At 46.5% G+C, this 18,501-nt stretch carries 18 protein-coding genes; 6 read left to right on the top strand and 12 right to left on the bottom strand.

The annotated features are described in order from the left end of the window. Positions 1-234 precede the first annotated feature (234 nt). The 4 genes from LSG37_RS14595 (at position 235) to LSG37_RS14580 (ending at position 4,401) form a co-directional block, all read left to right on the top strand. Positions 235-1,629, top strand: a complete 1,395-nt coding sequence (locus tag LSG37_RS14595; protein ID WP_233080582.1) for a Na+/H+ antiporter NhaC family protein — start codon at positions 235-237, stop codon at positions 1,627-1,629. 62 nt (positions 1,630-1,691) lie between these two features. Further along, the gene (locus tag LSG37_RS14590; RefSeq protein ID WP_233080581.1) at positions 1,692-2,453 is read left to right on the top strand and encodes a M15 family metallopeptidase; all 762 of its coding nucleotides are present in this window, start codon (positions 1,692-1,694) and stop codon (positions 2,451-2,453) included. A 13-nt stretch (positions 2,454-2,466) separates the two neighbouring features. Then, positions 2,467-3,945, top strand: coding sequence for a D-alanyl-D-alanine carboxypeptidase/D-alanyl-D-alanine endopeptidase (gene dacB / locus LSG37_RS14585; RefSeq protein WP_233080580.1), 1,479 nt, complete (start codon positions 2,467-2,469; stop codon positions 3,943-3,945). 84 nt (positions 3,946-4,029) lie between these two features. Beyond that, positions 4,030-4,401, top strand: a complete 372-nt coding sequence (locus LSG37_RS14580) for a DUF6746 family protein (RefSeq protein ID WP_233080579.1) — start codon at positions 4,030-4,032, stop codon at positions 4,399-4,401. Positions 4,402-4,466: 65 nt separating this feature from the next. On the opposite strand, the gene LSG37_RS14575 is transcribed toward LSG37_RS14580, so the two are convergent. Beyond that, positions 4,467-6,389, bottom strand: coding sequence for a methyl-accepting chemotaxis protein (locus LSG37_RS14575; protein ID WP_233080578.1), 1,923 nt, complete (start codon positions 6,387-6,389; stop codon positions 4,467-4,469). 583 nt (positions 6,390-6,972) lie between these two features. Between LSG37_RS14575 and LSG37_RS14570 the strand changes: the two genes are divergently transcribed. Together LSG37_RS14570 and LSG37_RS14565 are read left to right on the top strand one after the other, a co-directional pair. Then, positions 6,973-8,562 (top strand): sodium:solute symporter, encoded by a 1,590-nt coding sequence (locus tag LSG37_RS14570; RefSeq protein WP_233080577.1) that lies wholly within the window; start codon positions 6,973-6,975, stop codon positions 8,560-8,562. After that, complete coding sequence (locus LSG37_RS14565; protein ID WP_233080576.1) at positions 8,562-9,737, top strand: exo-beta-N-acetylmuramidase NamZ family protein; 1,176 nt, start codon at positions 8,562-8,564, stop codon at positions 9,735-9,737. The genes LSG37_RS14570 and LSG37_RS14565 overlap by 1 nt, the downstream gene beginning before the upstream one ends. A gap of 1 nt (position 9,738) precedes the next feature. Here LSG37_RS14565 and LSG37_RS14560 read toward each other — a convergent pair whose 3' ends face one another. The 11 genes from LSG37_RS14560 to glnS all read right to left on the bottom strand — a co-directional run bounded on the left by LSG37_RS14560 (position 9,739) and on the right by glnS (position 18,486). Then, a complete protein-coding gene (locus LSG37_RS14560; RefSeq protein WP_233080575.1) occupies positions 9,739-10,251 on the bottom strand; it encodes a GNAT family N-acetyltransferase in 513 nt (170 codons plus the stop codon). Between the two features lie 120 nt (positions 10,252-10,371). After that, the gene (gene efp / locus LSG37_RS14555; RefSeq protein WP_008899474.1) at positions 10,372-10,932 is read right to left on the bottom strand and encodes an elongation factor P; all 561 of its coding nucleotides are present in this window, start codon (positions 10,930-10,932) and stop codon (positions 10,372-10,374) included. 18 nt (positions 10,933-10,950) lie between these two features. Next, positions 10,951-12,105, bottom strand: coding sequence for an elongation factor P maturation arginine rhamnosyltransferase EarP (gene earP, locus LSG37_RS14550; RefSeq protein ID WP_233080574.1), 1,155 nt, complete (start codon positions 12,103-12,105; stop codon positions 10,951-10,953). Between the two features lie 17 nt (positions 12,106-12,122). Beyond that, complete coding sequence (locus LSG37_RS14545; RefSeq protein ID WP_233080573.1) at positions 12,123-12,494, bottom strand: hypothetical protein; 372 nt, start codon at positions 12,492-12,494, stop codon at positions 12,123-12,125. After that, entirely contained in the window at positions 12,491-13,030 is a 540-nt protein-coding gene (locus tag LSG37_RS14540; protein ID WP_233080614.1) for a hypothetical protein, read from the bottom strand. The genes LSG37_RS14545 and LSG37_RS14540 overlap by 4 nt, the downstream gene beginning before the upstream one ends. Before the next feature lie 78 nt (positions 13,031-13,108). After that, on the bottom strand, positions 13,109-13,423 hold the full coding sequence (locus LSG37_RS14535; protein ID WP_233080572.1) for a rhodanese-like domain-containing protein: 315 nt from the start codon (positions 13,421-13,423) through the stop codon (positions 13,109-13,111). After that, on the bottom strand, positions 13,420-14,484 hold the full coding sequence (locus LSG37_RS14530; protein WP_233080571.1) for a hypothetical protein: 1,065 nt from the start codon (positions 14,482-14,484) through the stop codon (positions 13,420-13,422). The genes LSG37_RS14535 and LSG37_RS14530 overlap by 4 nt, the downstream gene beginning before the upstream one ends. Continuing rightward, complete coding sequence (locus tag LSG37_RS14525) at positions 14,456-15,088, bottom strand: ABC transporter ATP-binding protein (RefSeq protein WP_233080570.1); 633 nt, start codon at positions 15,086-15,088, stop codon at positions 14,456-14,458. Before LSG37_RS14525 ends, LSG37_RS14530 begins: the two co-directional genes overlap by 29 nt. Position 15,089: 1 nt before the next feature. Continuing rightward, positions 15,090-15,704: a LysE family translocator gene (locus tag LSG37_RS14520; RefSeq protein ID WP_233080569.1), complete on the bottom strand. Its 615-nt coding sequence runs from the start codon at positions 15,702-15,704 to the stop codon at positions 15,090-15,092. A 101-nt stretch (positions 15,705-15,805) separates the two neighbouring features. Further along, entirely contained in the window at positions 15,806-16,657 is an 852-nt protein-coding gene (locus LSG37_RS14515) for a transporter substrate-binding domain-containing protein (protein WP_233080568.1), read from the bottom strand. A 167-nt stretch (positions 16,658-16,824) separates the two neighbouring features. Then, positions 16,825-18,486: a glutamine--tRNA ligase gene (gene glnS, locus LSG37_RS14510; RefSeq protein WP_233080613.1), complete on the bottom strand. Its 1,662-nt coding sequence runs from the start codon at positions 18,484-18,486 to the stop codon at positions 16,825-16,827. Positions 18,487-18,501 lie beyond the last annotated feature (15 nt).

The following is an 18,501-nucleotide window of genomic DNA, read 5'->3' as shown; positions in this document are numbered from 1 at the left end:
GGCCCAAAGCAGCACCTGTGACAGCATGAATTAGCTAGTACTCTAATCCAGGTATTAGCTAATTTTTTTTGATTTTTTTCCTCGCTGAACCTCCTCTTTCGCATTTATCCAACAGATCCGAATAAAAATCAGCCAACTAACCCAATAAAGACTTCAGCCGAACTGGAAAGCCACAGCTAATTGCTGCAGTATAAAAGCCATCATTTGCTTAACTCTGTATAAAGGGAAGCTGCAGTGCCTGATAGTTTAAGTTTATTACCCGCCGTCGTAGCCATTGCTGTTGTTATTTGGCGTAAAGAAGTAATTTTGGCGCTGATCCTGGCCGTGGCCTGTGCTGAGGTTTTACTTTATTTAAAACAGCCGGAACTGAGTGTCTTTGGTGCTTTATTGCATGGCCCAGTGCAAAGTTTAGAGCGAATCATTTCAGTCACCTCTTCTGCCGATAACAGCAGGATTTTATTGTTTTCTTTGCTGATAGGCGCACTGATGGCCTATATGCGGGATTCAGGCGGCGTGTCGGCTATGGTGGACTGGTTTATCCGCAAGGGAGTGGCCCGCACTAAACGTCAGGCTGGTTTTATCAGTTATGGCATAGGCATTCTGGTGTTTATCGAATCCAACCTGAGTGCTTTAACAGCAGGCATAGTCTCCCGTGGTTTGTACGATAAATTTAAAATGAGCCGCGCTCGTCTGGCTTATATAGTCGATAGCACCAGTGCTCCCATTTGTATTTTGGTATTGCTGAATGGCTGGGGTGCTTATGTACTGGGGCTGTTAAGCACCTACAACTTGCCGGAATCTGCTATCTCCGTATTAATTGGCAGTATTCCACTGAATTTTTATGCCCTCTTTACGCTGATGGTGGTGTTTTACACCATCTATACCGACAAAGTTTATGGTCCGATGAAACAGGCTGAGATTGATCTGAATACAGTCTCCAGCCACAGCGATATTGAGATTGCTCCCAGCAGTATGTCGCTGATGTTAGTGCCGTTGCTCACTCTGGTTTTGGGTATGGTTGCCTTTATGCTCTGGACTGGTAACGGTAGTTTAGTCGAAGGTTCAGGTGCCAAAGCTGCGCTCTACGCTACCACTTTAGCTTGTGTAGTCGCTTATGGCCTGATGGCTTACAGCCGTAAATTTAATCATCAGCAACTGGTGACTATTGGCTTTAAAGGCATGAGTGAGCTATTGCCTTTAGTCAGTATAGTGCTGTTGTCGCTGGCCTTGGGCAGTGCAATGAAAGATCTCGGCACTGGGCTTTATGTCGCATCTTTTGTCAAAGAGTCGACACCACTGGTGCTTATTCCCGCTTTGCTTTTTATCGCTGGCGCCATCATTTCTTTTACTACCGGCACTTCATGGGGCACTTTTGCCATTTTAATTCCTATTGGCATGCCACTGGTGGAAATGCTGGGCTTGCCCCCTTCTCTGCTTCTGGCGGCTATTTTAAGTGGAGGCATCTGGGGCGATCACTGCTCACCTATATCTGACACCACAGTAGTCAGCGCCGTCGCCTCGGGCTGTGATTTATTAGAACACGTCAAAACTCAGCTGCCTTATGCGCTGTTTTGTGGAGCTTTGGCATTGATTGCTTTTTTAATCAGCGGATGGTTAATGATTGGCTAAGTATCGACCTAAACCTGAATAAGCGCCGAACCAAGACTGGATAAATACTGGATGAGCATCAAATGAAAACACAAACCTTAGTCGTCTTTAGCTGTTTTTTGCTGCTCTCCTGTGCCAGTAAAGTGCAGCAACAAAGCCCGGCGCCAGCCCCCAAAGTTGCAGCTGCTCCGGCATTAAATCCGCAGGGGCCCTTTCAGATTGAAACCAATAAACCCGCCGATATAGTGAATATATTGACCGCCACAACCAAAGTTCAAATCACTATGGCTTATGCCAGCGACAACAACTTTACCGGCAAAGCAGTACCAGGATATCAGGCCAATAGCTGCTATTTAGAAAAAAATGCAGCACAAGCGCTGGCCAGAGTGGCACTGCAAGCTGAACGTTTAGGCTACGGCCTGCAACTACTGGATTGTTACAGACCTCAGCGCGCATCCAGCCATTTTATGTTGTGGCTTGGCAATACAGCAGATCAGATCACCAAAGCAGTTTATTATCCGAACTTGGACAAAAGTCAGTTAAATCAGGGTTATATAGCTAATTTTTCAGGCCATAGCCGTGCCTCAACTGTGGATTTAACCTTGCTGCAAAAAAATGCAGCAGGACAGTGGCAACAGCTTGATATGGGGGGAACTTATGATTTATTTGACCCTGTCTCTCATTTAGACAGCGCCGCTGTGAGTCCTCAGCAAAAAGCCAACCGTTTACTGCTCAAAGACTTAATGCAACAACAGGGTTTTGCTGCTTATGCCATGGAATGGTGGCATTTTACACTGGCAAATGAAAAATACCCTGACACCTACTTTGACTTTCCGGTGAATTAACCGAGGAACTGTAATGCTGTCGTCGTTATTTAAATCTGTGCTCCTGCTGGCCTTTGTATTATCCATTGCTGCCTGCAGCAGTCTATATCCCGATAAAAAGCTGCACACCGGGCAACACCAACTGCTCAGTCAGTTATCAGCACAATTGCAGCAGGCCAAGCTACCTGCTGATGCCCTCGCCTTTGTGGCCTATCCGCTGGACAATGCTGCAGAAAAAGTTAGCTATCAGGCCGAAAAATCCATGCAACCCGCTTCAACCATGAAGCTGCTGACCAGTATCGCTGCATTGGAACAATTGGGCCCGGCTTACAGAGGTAAAACTCAGTTGCTGGCCTATGAACAAGCGCAAACAAAGATGCAGCACCCTTTAGTGCTTAAAGGCGTAGCTGATATGGATTTTACGCTGCAACAGCTGTGGTATTTGCTGCAACAGGCGCATGATCAGGGCATACGTCAGGTGCCCGCCATTCAGATCGACCGAAGCTGGTTTAATCCGGCCCGGCCTGAGCTGACCGCTTTACCTTTTGATGAAACCCCACGCGAATATTACAACCTGCTGCCAGACGCCTTGTTTTTACAGCGCAATATGCTAGGTATCAGGCTGCAGTCCACTGCAGATAGTATTTCAGGGCAATTTTATCCTTCACTGCATGGCCTTGAACTGGTCACAACTCAGGTTCAGTTAACAGATATGCCCTGCGCAGAGTGGTATCCGCACCCACACCAGTTGGCCTTTAAGCGCCAGCCGGATAATGTGCAACTGGTGTTGCAGGGCGAGTTTCCAAAAAACTGCCAAAAGCGTGATTATTTGCAGCTGATCAACAGAGTGGATTTCAGCAGATTAGTGGTTCAGCAACTGTGGCAACAGATCTCAGGACAAAAAGAAGTTCCGGTACTGGAGCAAAACGCAGCGGAAGCCACTGTACTGCTGGCCGAACATCAAAGCCGCACTTTGGCGGAGGTGCTGCGTGATATCAATAAAAGCTCAGACAATGCCGTCACCCGCCAGCTGTATTTAACCTTAGGGGCACAACAAGGTGCAGTAGGAACTCAGCTTACCGCGCAGAGTTCTGAGTTACAGATCCGAAGTTTTATCAGCAGCTTAGGTCTGGATCACAGCAGCCTGATAGTAGAGAACGGCTCTGGTTTATCCCGATCCGAGCGTATCAGCCCGCAGTTGATGACCGCCCTGCTGCAGCATGCTTACCAAGCCCGTTATCAGCCGGAATTGATCGCCAGTATGCCGCTTGCTGGCGTCGACGGTACTTTAAAACGGCGTTTTACTCAGCCTCAGACCCAAGGCAAAGCACGATTAAAAACCGGGACTTTACGTAATGTGGTGGCTCTGGCTGGTTTTGTCACCGACCAAAGTGGCCGCACCTGGGTCGTTGCCAGTTTTATCAACGATCCCAAGTCAGGCCGTGGACGCGATGTGCTGGATAGCTTGATTGAATGGATCACCAGACAACAGGACAAAAATAGTCTGCAATAGACTCATGCGGCTGGTTTAGTGCTTTACTTCATGATAACCTTCTTGATAACTATTCTCATCTAAGTGTAATTAATGGAGTGTGTGATGAAAAGTTCTGCATTGGTCGTAGGTTGTTTTGTGTTAGTCGCCAGCTCTTTTACCGCTATGGCCTCTGATCGCCCGGATCATTTTAAAGGCAAAGAAGCCAAAACTCTGGCCGAAGCCGTGGTTAACTTTAAAGAAGCCAATCAACGCTTTGCTCAGTTACAGTCTGCTCAGCTTACGCCTGAAGCTATGGCGGAAATTCATCAGCTCACCTACAGCATGGAAGTGGCGCTGGAAAAAATCCATCAGGAAACGGCACAGCTCAAAGTAGTGCTGGAAGAAGTGCATATTGCGTCTGAAAAAATGGACACCACCACAGTGCAGCAGCAAGGTGCTCTGTATCTGAAAAATGCGACCACCCTGGTGAAATAACGCTGACGTGACAAAAAAAGGGCATCAGTTTTTTCTGACGCCCTTCCTTACTGCTTTTACACTTTTTAGACTTTAAACTTCGATAACACAGCGCTGAAGTTTTCCGCTATATGTTTTAATCCCCGACTGGAATCCTTGGTGGTCGAGCTGTGCACAGCATTTTGCTGCGCCGCTGAATGGATATGGTTGGTTTTCTGGTTAACACCGTCAGCAACATCACGTTGTTCTGCAGCAGCGGAGCTGATTTGCGCGTTCAGATGATTAATTTCTTCTATGGCTTTAAGCACTAAATCCATAGCGTGGCTGGCCTCACTGGCTTTTACTTCGTTATCTTTTACCGTCGCTTGTGCCGTCGAGTTTAACCTTTGCACCTCGTTTACTCCTTGCTGCAGCTGTTCAATCATCCGCTTGATTTCACCTGTAGAGGACTGAGTACGACCCGCTAATAAACGAACTTCATCGGCAACCACACTAAAACCACGGCCTTGTTCACCGGCTCTGGCCGCTTCAATAGCCGCATTTAATGCCAGCAGGTTAGTTTGTTCAGCTATGGTATTGATCACCTCCAGCACTTTACCTATTTCGGCACTTGATGCAGATAAGCTGGCTATTGAACGCTGAGACTGCTGGGAGTCCAGTAACTGCTGAGCGGCATTTTTAACTGCTGCATCCAGAGTTTTCATCGCGCCCTGAGTCAGACGAGAAGCTTCAACACTGGCTTGTTCTGCCTGCTCTGCATTGTGTGCAACAACTGAAGCTGTTGTCGCAAGTTCATGAATAGAAGAGGCTGTCACTTCAATATCACAGGTCTGTTTCTCAACTTCAGCACTCGATTCTTCAGCCACTTGCGCCAATTCCACCGAAGCCTGCACCAAACCATTCGTCATAGAGCCAAGCTCCACTATGGTTAAGCGCAATTGTTCAAGCAACTGGTCGAAACAACGGGCCATTTCACCAAATTCGTCACTGCTGTAATTGGAGAAGCGTCGTGTCAAATCGCCCTCACCTTCAGTAATAGCTTTAATGGCTCTGATGGTATCGTTCACTCTTGTCACAACTATGCTATGGGTTAACCAGTACACCACCAATAATAAAATAGCTGCGCCCACTGCTATAGCAGCCGAATTTTTTATCACATTGTCGCGTACAGCAGCACTCAATTCTGTGTTGGAATAGGCCGACACAATCTGATAACCCCATGGCGCAAAAGCTTCGGTGTGGATAGTCCAGTCCGGGTTTTTAGTTTTCAGGATCTGTTCCAGTTCCTCTGGCTTGATATGGCTGGACTGAGCACGAATGGCACCATTTCTGTCGAGCAAAGCAACAAAGCCTGAGCTCAATAAACGGCTTGAAGCCAATAGCTGGCGTAAAGATTCTAAATCAGCCTTGTAGCCAACATAGCTGATGCCAACCACCTCTCCCTGCGCATTGCTAAGTGGTTCGTAACCTGTCACAAAAGGATTACCTAAAATATCAACAGAACCATAAAAGGCTTTGCCCTGACGGATAGCCGCCATAGCGGCTCCGGTAGGTGCCAATAAAGTACCAGTAGCCCGACCTGTGTCAGTGATTACATTAGTGGAGATCCGGACAAAATCATCACCGGTGCGGCTAAAAATAGTGGCGGTGCCGCCCATAATACTGGTCAGATCATCCACTAACTGATATTTATTGCCCTGAGCTGAAGTGCCAAGCAATAAATCAGGCACTTGTTGCTGACCAAAAGACAACTGCGGCCCCTGTGAAACACTGCCCAAGGCGGTAATACGCTGGCTTAACAGCTTCATGCTGCTTTGCACCTGCTGGCCCAGTAAACTGTCTGTAATAGTTAAAATATTAGTGATTTCACGGTTTAATCTGTCTTTATCCGTATTTACCCCGGTTTCAATTTCCTGATATTTGCTGAATGAAATAACCACTATGGATCCCAGCATGGCCAGTAAAACCAGGCCAGTGAGTGTTAACATAAATTTGCGTTGTACCGACATAAAGATTCCTTAGTGGTTTTTTAGCTACCTGATCTAAAGGCGACCCAGATCAAAGTATTACGTAATAAATTAGTCTAGCCTGTAGATTTATATTTCGCAGGCTAACCTATTTTGGGTAAACGTCAGGCATAGGGCGCTTATAAAAAAAGGCCAGTCCGTAAGACTGGCCTCGCAAACCCAATGGGAGGAGGGTTCTGCTGTTTCAGGACATTCATCAAGAATGCGGGTATACACCCAATTTTTCGCAACTCAAATCCATTTTAGCTACGAACTATTTAGCCCGGTCGCACCCGGACTAAAACAATGCAGAGCAGCCTGAAAGTAGCTCTGTCAGAACGCAAGGGCAAACAGCAACGGATGTTCGTCTGTTCACCATCTGTCAAGTTCACATTAACAATGTAACCGATTACAAAAGCATGACTAGTATGCCAGAATCAGAGCTGAAACAAAAAGCGAATTCTGTAAAAAAGAGCAGAATTTAAACAATAGTTTCCGCTGAATTCAGCGCTTGCCAAGCGATTTTGAATAAGCTTCAATGACAGCTTAACTAAATGAACTGGCCAACAGAGCCAGCAGAGGAACAATGACGTCCATTTTTTCACCTTTAGACTGGCTGATGTTTGTAGTTTACTTTGTGCTGTTGGCCCTGACCGGCTGGTGGATTAACCGCAGTGGTGCGAACAACAGTCAGGAATATTTTATCGGCAGTAATAGCATGCCCACCTGGCTGGCAGCCATTTCTGTATTGGCGACAGCGCAATCTGCCGCTACGTTTTTAGGTGGCCCTGATATTGGCTACCGCAGCAATCTGACCTACCTTGCCAGCACTATAGGCGCTTTGATGGCGGCTTTTTTTGTCGGCTACTTCTTAATTCCGCGGTTTTACCGTTACAAAGTCAGCACTGTCTACGAACTGCTTGAATTACGTTTTGGCAGCAAAGCGAAAAAACAAGCAGGCTTCATGTATTTATTTGGCCGGATTTTCGCCAATGGTGCCAGGCTTTATATGGCGGCTATAGCGGTGTCGATGATCTTATTTACCGATATAGCCTTGCTTCATGTGATCTGGTCTATCGCCCTGCTTTGTCTGGTTGCGCTGCTGTATTCGATTTTTGGTGGCATTAAATCAGTGATTTATGGCGATGCTTTTCAGTGCTTTGTTTATGTTGGCGCCGCAGTGTTGGTGATGCTGTATTTATGGCAGTCGATTCCGGCCGACTTTGCAACGGTCTGGCAGGCCTTAGAACATCCGCCTGAAAACGCTGCCAGTAAACTGCTGCTGATCGACACCAGCTGGGATTTCAGTTCGGCCAGTGCTTTTACGCTCTACTCCAGTGTCACCGGCTTGTTTTTGCTTTACATCGCCTCTTTTGGTTTGGATCAGGATCTGACCCAACGTGCTTTAACCTGTAAAAATGCCCGCCAGGGGTCTTTAGCTATCATCTGGTCTGTGATTTTAGTGGTGCCTGTCACGTTAGTGTTTATAGTGATTGGTTTTTTACTGCATATCTTTTACCAAAGACCTGATCTGATGGCTGGTTCTGGCGCTACGATGCAAAGCAGTCAGTTCAGTGGCGAAAATATCACTGTATTTATGTATTACGTTTTGCATGAAATGCCTGCTGGCTTACGCGGATTAGTGACTGTAGGTGTAATAGCCGCAGCCGTATCTACTCTAACATCGGGTTTAAATTCTATGGCTTCTGTGATTATTCAGGATTTATACAAACCCTGGCAGCAACAGCGCTCAGAGAAACCAGAACAGCATTATCTTGCCGCAGCGCGCTGGTCTATGTTGCTCTGTGCTACTGCCTTGTCGCTGATGGCGATGCTGTGTTTTTACTGGCAACAAAGCAGCGATATGCCATTACTAACCTTTGCTTTAGGGGTGATGGTATTTAGCTACAGTGGTTTACTTGGGGTTTATGCCAGTGCGCTCTTTAGTCAGCGAGGTAGCCCTGCATCCGTATTGGCCGCTTTAATAGCTGGTTTTGTCATCACCTTGCTGATGCAACCTTATATTCAAACTTATTATTTACCTGCCTACTGGCAGTTTGATTTAGCCTTTAGCTGGCAGCTTTGTATAGGTTTTGCCTGCTCTTTTGGCATTTGTCAGTTGGGGAAAAACAGTGACGTTGTGGCACGAACAGAACTCAATGGAGTGCCAGCCTGATGCGTGCTTTCATTTTGTTGATGATCTGTTTCGCGACGACCAGTTTTGCTCAACACGAAGAACTACAAACTGGTGCTAGCAGGTTGGCTATAGCGCCCGGCTCATCCCCTGTTGAGCTGTCCTCTAAACGCATAGGCCTGGTGGTAAACCAAAGCTCGCTTGTGGGCGATACTCATCTGCTTGAGCTGTTATTACAGCAAGGCCTTCAGGTAAACAAGATCTTCTCACCCGAACATGGTTTTCGTGGCACAGCAGATGCTGGTGCAAAAGTGGATAACAGCATAGATCCAGACACTGGTGTCGCAGTGCTGTCGTTATATGGCAAAAGCAAAAAACCTACGGCTGAAGCACTGCAGGATATAGAGCTGCTGATCTTTGATTTGCAGGATGTGGGCGTGCGCTACTACACCTATTTATCCACTTTGCATTATGTGATGGAAGCTGCAGCAGAGCAGAATATTCCGCTCTTAGTGCTCGACAGGCCCAACCCGAATGGCACTTATGTCGACGGCCCAGTGCTTGAAAAAAACTACCAGTCTTTTGTTGGCTTGCACCCTATCCCACTTTTGCATGGTATGACGCTGGGCGAGCTGGCTTTGATGATCAAAGGCGAAAGCTGGATTCATAAGGCTGAACAATTAAAGCTCTATGTGTTGCCAATAAAAAACTATCAGCGGCATATGCCTTATGAATTGCCAGTGCGGCCAAGTCCGAATCTGCCGAATGCTCAGGCCGTGGCTTTGTATCCGTCTTTAGGATTTTTTGAAGCCACACCTTTAAGTATCGGCCGGGGTACTGACTTTCCGTTTCAGGTGCTGGGGCACACCAATCCACCTTTAGGTAGTTTTGCCTTTAGCCCTGTATCAAAAGCTGGTGCTGCACTTAATCCACCACTGAAAAACCAGCTGGTTTTGGGGCTGGATTTACGTGAAGTAAAAGCAGGAGGTCTGGATTTAAGTTACTTAATTCAGGCTCAGAGACTTTTTGCTAAACATAACCTGAAGCTGTTTAATTCGCCGGACTTTATGGACAAACTCTCTGGCACCAGTAAGCTCAGGCAACAGATAGAACAAGGCTGGACAGAAACGCAAATTCGCCAAAGCTGGCAGAGTGAGTTAATCAAGTTCAGGCAACAACGCCAGCCTTATCTGCTTTATCCGGATCATCAGCTTTAATTCAAGCCGGGAAAAGCCCTGCCATCTGCGTTAAAGTAGCACCAGTCACCCTGTTAATGCGCCAGTCGTGCAGCATCACAGCACCTAACGACTGATAGAAATCGATAGCGGGCTGATTCCAGTCCAAAACAGACCATTCCAGACGGCCACAATCACGCTCTACCGCCAGCTTCGCCAGATAAGTGATCAAGGCTTTACCGACGCCCACACCACGGCAAGCAGGCTCAACAAATAAGTCTTCCAGATAAATTCCAGGCTTGGCTAAAAAGGTCGAGTAGTTATGGAAAAACAATGCAAAACCTACATCTTTGCCCTGATAATTCGCCAGCACTACTTCGGCATAGGCTTTGTCAGCAAATAAAGTGTCCCGCAGTTTTTGCTCAGTCGCTACCACCTGCTCTGACAATTTTTCATAGTCGGCCAGTTGCTCAATAAAACTTAAAATAGCGGGTACATCAGCTTCTGTCGCTAAACGCAGTTCAAGGCCATCAATGCGGGTTGAAATAATGCTCATCAGAATTCCTTAAAAAAGAAGTGGGTCAGAAAAATAACGGCACAAAAACAAAGGGGTCAGAGTCATTGATCCGCTATTCGCATCTCAATGGCTCTGACCCCTTGGCCGGCAACGGGCTAATTACTTAGCGCGGCTGCGGTATTCGTCAGTACGGGTATCGATTTCAATCTTGTCGCCGATTTCAACGAAAGCAGGAACCATTAACTCGAAACCTGTGTCCAGCTTAGCTGGCTTCATGACTTTACCTGAAGTGTCGCCACGGGCAGCTGGTTCAGAGTAAACCACTTCACGTACAACGAATGGAGGTAAGTCAACAGAGATAGCGCGCTCGCCGTAGAATACGACTGAACACTGCATATCCGGAACCAGATATTTCAGCGCGTCAGTCATGTTGTCTGCTTCGATTTCGTACTGGTTGTACTCAGCATCCATAAATACATACATTGGGTCTGCGTAGTATGAATAAGTCACTTCTTTAGTGTCTAACATGACTTGTTCAAACTTGTCGTCAGCACGGTAAACAGTCTCAAGACCGCCACCAGTTAACAGACCTTTCATTTTCATTTTTACAACAGCAGCATTACGGCCAGATTTGTTGAATTCAGCTTTCTGAACAACCATTGGCTCGTTGTTGACCATGATCACCTGGCCAGCGCGTACTTCTTGAGCAGTCTTCATCATAATTGAAATATCTTCTTGTTAGGAAAAATTGCGCGACATTATAAGTTTATTTTCAGCAAAACGCACGAGGTTGCTGGCAAGATCTTGCTGCTGAATTAAATATTCCTGCCACTTTTTGTTATGCGATTGAATTTGTTCACTAAAATTACTCAATATTGCGAATTCTGCACTGATACCCTGCTCCAGATTCCAGGCCATATGCAGTTTCTCTAGACAAGCTTTTTGTTCATCCGTTGCATGCTGCAAATACTTGTCTAAAAAGGCCTGCAGTTTGATTAAATGCGCCTGCTCTTCCTGTCGGTAAATTTGCCAGATAAAAGGCTTGCCCGCCCAATGAGCTCTGATCACAGAGTCTTCCCCCCGGACAAAATTGATATCACAGCAGGCCAATAGCTGGTCATACTTAGGCTGCGGCATAAATTCTAAAATGCGGATACTTAACGACTTATGGTCAAAACGGCCTGCTTTTAGTTCGGAGAAAAGTTGGGTTAAATCTGTCGCCAGTTGCCCTTGTGGCACCAACAGTAAGGTTTTTTCTGTCGCACCAGCCAGCTGCTCCAGCCAGGGTTGAATTCCAGCCTGACTATAAGCAAACAAGGAGATTTTTTGCTGATAATCCATCGCATCTAACAGACCAATTTGTTGCCAAAACTGCTGTTGTAGCTCTGTTGAATCAGATAATTTCATCAAAGAATCAACCAGCCCCTGCTCTCTTAATAAGCCACCAGTTTGCTCCGTAAAACCCGGGAAAAAGAAATACTTTTGCAGAGGTAATTGTGGATGAGGTGATGGCAAGGCATGACAGCCATGCACCCAGTCTTCAGCCGACAAGTATTCCAGATTTAGCCACAAAGGTTTGTCAGTAAAAGCGGCCATCCACTGTAAATAAGAAGGCGGAATAGTGCAGGCTAAAGCTTCAATCACCAAATCAGGTCTGTCAGCTGCTGTAAGCTCTGGCAATACAGCAGTCCAATGTCGCACCAGTACATTATGTTGCAACTGACTGGCAAGACTTGGGTTTACGCTGTGGCAAATTTTCTGAAAGCTGGCTAAATCGTCAACCCACAAGGTGACCTGCCATTGATGTTCATTTTGCAGTTGCCGGGCTAAACGCCAGCAAATGCCGATATCACCAAAGTTATCTACTACAGAACAAAACAAATCGCAGCGCATGCGTTACCTTTTAGCTATCAGATCAGTTGGCTGACCAAAGCTTTCAGCGCTTTGGCCATCAAATACAAGGTGGCGATACTAAGCAGCAGGCAACTCCAAAGCAAGGCCTGGTACCATAATTTATGCGCACCTTGTTTTAACTTTTGCCACCAGCTTTGTGGTGTTTGCCAATCAGGCAAATGGCGAAATAACAGTAACGCCAGCCAGGCCAATAACACCCAGCCTAATAACACCACAGATAATAATAAGGCGACTTCATAGACCACAGACGGGCCTTGCAGCAGATAATAAACCCCAAAACCAAGCGCATAAAAACCCAGAAATACCAGGCCAAAACGCCAGATATACAGCCTTTGCGCTAACTGCTGTGCTTTGTTAAGCAGTTTCATACGCCCTTCTCTTTCAAGCTAGATGCTAAGGTAACTGGGTACAAAGGCACGAGTCCGGCCTGCCCCGTCATATCCGCCACCAGCCAAATCTGTTCAAACGGATGCTTTAGCGGAATTTGTAACAGATGCGGAGTTTGTTCCAGCTCTTGTGCGTGCCAATCCGGATGAGCATTGCGGATCACCAGCCAGACTTTTTCGGAGTCATAACTTTTTTGCGCTTTATTGCTAATGAGTTTATTCAGCGCCTGCAATAGGCGCTCTGCGACGGGCCAGTGCTCTAGAGACTGCAAAGCTTCAAGCGTGCCGCCTTTAAGCTCCCGCCCTAGTATTTTCATTGCTTCGGCTTCGCTGCCATACAAATGGGCAATTTCCAGATCCAGCCGTTGTTGCTCCAGATAACAGGACACATCAGGCTTAGCGGGCTCGTTATGCCAGATATGCTGCATTTTGATGCCGAATTTGTGCTGGTACAGTCGCATAAAAAGTTTGGCGGCCTGATGTTCCAGCGCTATTTTTTCATCGATACTGCTTTTCATCACACCCAACAACCTTGTGTTCTGTATAGGTCGGTATCTTAACGGGAAATCCCCGGACAGTCGCGGCTAAACTCAGCCTTATTCTTTAGATGCAGGTTGTTTCAGTTTCAACTGCTCATAAGCCCCAGCGTTAGTTGCATTGCTGTACCCCAGACTTCTTAAAGTTTCCAGCGCAATACCAGAGCGGCGGCCACTGCGGCAATACAACTGAATATCTGCGGTTTTATCCGCGCTGATTTCAGTGATCTTTTGCTCAAGTTCATCGTAAGGAATGTTTATTGCACCTTCTAAATGCCCTGCTTTGTATTCTTCTGCAGTGCGTACATCAATCCACAGGCTTTGCGCCAACACCATTGGCCCCCACAACAAAAGTAATATCAGTAAGTTTTTCATGCCCAAAGTCCTTGTCCATTGAGTAACAATAAAAGCATAAAACAACACAGCGCTACCGACAATAAACGCAGCTTCGGCCAGAAACTTAAAGCAACAGCCAGAGCAATAGCACTAACAGCAGCAACTGCGTCAAATAAGCTCAGCCCCAGGCCAAGAGCTAGCCCGACAGGTAAAACATTTAGCAGTTTTAACAGAACCCACTGTTTTCTTGTACACAGAGAGAGCCAGAAATAATGCTGCGCCAATAGATGCTGTTGCCATAACTTCTGCTGGGCATAACATAAAAGTGCCAGGCTCCAGCTAAAAGCCGAATTTACAAATAACACAGCTTCAGGCTTCAGTTGTTGTTCAAGCCAGTAGTACCATAAAGCCTGTACAAAAATGATCAGTAATAACATAGCTTTGTTTTGTTGCTGCCGCACAAACCAATACAGCCAATAACGAAACAAAGAACCAGCCGATAACTGCAGCCCCTGTAGCTTCTGCTGCAGAGTTTTCTCTAACAGCATCAAAGCCAATAAAGGCACACTCCAAAAACTGATGGCAGGCAATACAAAGACAGCCAGCAACGCCAGCCAACTGGTCTGATGGGCTTTAAAGCCCAAACAGAGTACCGCCAGCACCAGCAGTAGTTGGATGGCGTCAACATAGGCCATACTTTTACCGCTGAGCAGCAGATACACAGCTGCCGGCAAGGTTAAAAACCAGAAGGGCAGCTGATTGAAGGTCGCCATCAGTTTATTGCTAAGCCAGGCAACGCGAGCAGAAGGTGCCAGACTTTCGACAAAATACTGCTGGGCCATTGGTTTTTGCTGCCAGGCGACCCCACCTTGCCAGCAGAATAGGATCACTAATAACATCTGTAGATAAGGCCAGCGTTCGGTAGTACTCAGCTCCGGGTTAAACAACTGGAAGCCCAGCAACACCAAAGGAGCCAACAGCCCCAGCAATGCATGGCCTGCGACCAGCAGCAATAAAAAGGAAAACTTCTGCAGCGGCTCAAAGGCGTTACAAGTCTGCTGCCAGAACAACTCAAAGCGAACTAAAAGATAAGTGCCCACCGGCCTTTAACTCCAGATGTTGATCGACTGCCAGTGCAAAACTTTCTGGGGATAAATGACTGGCAATCAGCACTAAAGCTCCCTCTTCTTTCGCCTTTTGCAATTGCGTGCAGCAATAACGTAAAGAATTCGGGTCCAAAGCGTTAAAAGGTTCATCCAGCAACAACAACTGCGGTTTTGCGGCTAAAGCCAAAGTTAAACTCAATTTTTTCTGCTGCCCTAACGACAACACAGCCACTTGTTGCTGCAACAAAGGCTCAAGAGCTAAAGCTTCGGCATAAAGCATCAGCTGGTGCATCGCAATACCACGACAACGAGCCACCAACTGCAATAGGCCCAACACTGTATTGTCCTGCAAAGGTGCCACTGCATCAGCACTGATACCTACCAGTGCCTGATAAGCAGTACTGCCTACCAAAAGTTGGTTAAACTCAATGCTGCCCTGCTGGGCTTTATCCAATCCAGCCAAAACCCGCAATAAGCTGGATTTGCCGCTGCCATTGGCGCCACTTAACCAATGTAAACCGGGTTCTAACTGCAGCTGTACATTTGAAAACAGCTGCTGCTTACCATAACTAAAACTTAAATCTTTAATACTCAGCATCTTAGTTCATCCACTCTGAATAAAGCTCAGTCAAGACCGGAAGCACAGACACCACCAACAACAAGGCCATGGCCCAGTTAAAAATGTGCTGATACAAAGGCTGATTTAATACAGACCTCAGTAAAGCACCACAGGTTAACCAGACGCCCACACAAGGAAAACTGACCAGCAAAAACGCAGCAGTGATTTGAGTGACATCCCACCAGGCATTTCCTGCCACAGTGGTAAAAGCAGCCACAGCACCTGATGCCATGATCCAGGCTTTGCCATTCACCCACTGAAATAAGGCAGCTTGCAGAAAACTAAAAGGTTTAGCATCAGAGCCTTCAATGCTGCTTGGCGTGCTGGAACCAATTTTCCAGGCGAGCCACAGCAGATATAACACCCCAATCACTTTGATCCACAGATGCAGCTGCGGGAAACGGTCAAATACCACACCAAAACCCAAACCAACCAGCAACACCATCAAAGGGAAACCAAAACAAATACCGAAAAAATGCGGCAGGCTGGCTTTGACACCATAGTTCACGCCAGAGGACAACATCATGATGTTGTTCGGACCTGGGGTTACGGTAGTGGAAAAGGCAAAAAACAACACAGCAAAGAAAACGTCCACAACAACTCCAGAGGACAAGGCTTTAATGCATTGAATCTAAAGCAGATCGGATCTTAAACACAAGCGATAAAACCCAGGCTTTTGCTTTTATTCTGAGGGTTTTAATCCAGCTTGTACCAGAGCACTGATTCTGCCAAAGGCGTTTCGGCTGGAAGAAAGGGATTATCAAGTTCTGCCAGCTTTCGTTCAGACAGTTTCATTTTTTTAAGATGGCTGACAAAATGTTTTTGAAACAACAGATCAAAACTACCGTCTTTTAATGCCAGCCTTAATCCTGTTTCTATGTGCTGTGCTAACTGAGGGTTTTTATTGGAGACAAAAAAGTACACAGCGCCCGGATAATGCAATACCCAATCGGTTTCAATAGCTAAACCCTGGTCTGCAAATTGCTGTTGCTCAGCCGATATTTCAAGCACACTGCGCGGCACCGCCTCGACTCTGTGGTGCAATAACATCTGGAACAAGATCTGGTAAGCTGACGCATCCAGTACTTTAAATTTATTATGGCGCAGCACCTGCGTATCAACCCAATCATGCACCTGCGCCATCATGAACTGCTTTAAAGCGGCTTCATCTTTCACAGCGCTGAATTTAGCCTGATCTTCAGCTCGAATAAGCAGCAAGCGGTAACTGCCAAGGCCTTTGTAGATAGGGATCCGGATGGGTAAAAAACGTTTTTCACGTTCAACAGAGGTCATGGTCCAGACCACATCCAGTTCAACTCCTATTTCGAGTAAATGCAAAGCGCGGCTTCTTGATACTCTATTGGATGTGCTTTGAAGCCTTGCTGTGCTGCCTGCTTTTTTCAGAGCAAGCTCAAGTAAAGCAATAGCATACACAGAACGATGATCAGTCGAATCTTCGATAGCAGGATAACGCACTGTGTCAGCAGCCAAAGATGTGGTTAGACAAAGCACCAAGCAAAGCAGCAGATAACAGCAAAATCTGGACATCAGGTATTTCCTGATCATTGAATTGCTTAGAGTCTAGAAGATAAACAGGGGGAGAGCCATTGGTTCTGCCCCAGTGATCGATGAAGCAACATAAATCAGGCTTCACCTCCCTAATTCGGGGCAGCAAAGCCTGATAAATAAGTCAGAACCAAGGCTCTGACTTACTTTTAGTCTTCGAAGAAGGTATCGCGCAGCGCTACAGTGCGGTTAAACACCAAATGATCCGGCGTTGAATCTTTGTTGTCGGCACAGTAATACCCTTCCCGCTCAAACTGGAAGGCTTTTTCTGCTTCGGCAGTTTTTAAGCTTGGCTCAACCCAACCTGTTTTCACAGTCAAAGATGCCGGGTTAATCACAGCTAAAAAGTCTTCTTCAGCAGCAGGATTTGGTACTGTGAATAACTTGTCGTAAATACGGAATTCAGCAGGCACGGCTTGCGACGCTTCAACCCAGTGAATAACACCCCGTACTTTACGGCCATCGGCTGGATTCACACCTAAGGTCTCTGGATCGTAAGAACAAATCAGTTCAACAATATCGCCGGCTTCGTTTTTAATCACTTCGTCAGCACGAATGACATAAGCGCCACGTAAGCGAACTTCGCCACCTGTCACCATACGTTTGTACTTTTTGTTGGCTTCTTCACGGAAGTCCGCTTTATCTATATACAAAGTACGGCCAAACGGCACTTTACGGCTGCCCATGCTTTCTTCTTTTGGATGGTTATGAACCTCTAACCATTCCACATCGGCGGCGTTGTAGTTGCTGATAGTGACTTTTAACGGATCAATCACGGCCATAGCCCGTGGTGCATTGGCATCCAGGTCTTCACGGATACAAGAGTCCAACGCACTGATTTCAATCATATTGTCTTGTTTGGTGACACCAATACGTTTTGCGAATTCACGCAGTGACGCTGGCGTAAAACCACGGCGACGCAAACCTGCAATAGTAGGCATACGCGGGTCATCCCAACCAGCTACATGGCCACCTTCCACCAGATTGTGCAGCTTACGTTTACTCATCACCTGATACTCAAGATTCAGACGGGAGAATTCGATTTGCTGCGGATGACAAGCAATTGTGATGTTGTCTAAAATCCAGTCGTATAAACGGCGGTTATCCTGGAACTCCAACGTACATAACGAATGCGTAATGCCTTCCAGCGCATCAGAAATACAGTGCGTGAAGTCGTACATTGGGTAAATGCACCACTTGTCACCGGTTTGATGGTGATGGGCAAACTTGACACGGTAAATCACCGGATCCCGCATACACATAAAAGCTGAGCTCATATCAACTTTAGCGCGCAGCGAACACTCGCCTTCTTTAAAACCACCGGCTCGCATTTTTTCAAACAAGGCCAGGTTTTCTTCAGGTGAGGTATCACGGGTTGGGCTGTTTTTACCAGGCTGAGTTAAATTGCCACGGTATTCACGCATTTGTTCTGCATTTAAAAAACAAACATAAGCCAAACCTTTGTTAATCAGTTCAACGGCATAGCCATACAGCGTATCAAAATAATCTGACGAATAACGTACATTGCCAGACCAGTTAAAGCCTAACCACTTCACGTCCTGCTGAATAGAATTGACAAAGTCGATGTCTTCTTTTTCAGGGTTGGTGTCGTCAAAACGTAAATTACACTGCCCCTGATAATCTTCAGCAATACCAAAGTTCAGGCAAATAGACTTCGCATGACCAATGTGCAGATAACCATTAGGCTCTGGCGGGAAACGGGTCACAGTCGTATTGTGTTTGCCTGAAGCCAGATCGGCATCGATGATCTGACGAATAAAGTTAGTTGGGCGATGTTCAACGTCCGCCATAAAATTCAAATCCTT

Origin of the sequence: Rheinheimera soli (genome assembly GCF_021290985.1) — a bacterium.
Taxonomy (GTDB): Bacteria; Pseudomonadota; Gammaproteobacteria; order Enterobacterales; family Alteromonadaceae; genus Pararheinheimera; species Pararheinheimera soli.
Note: the sequence above shows the minus strand (reverse complement) of the source record. Positions and strands in the feature narration are given on the sequence as shown.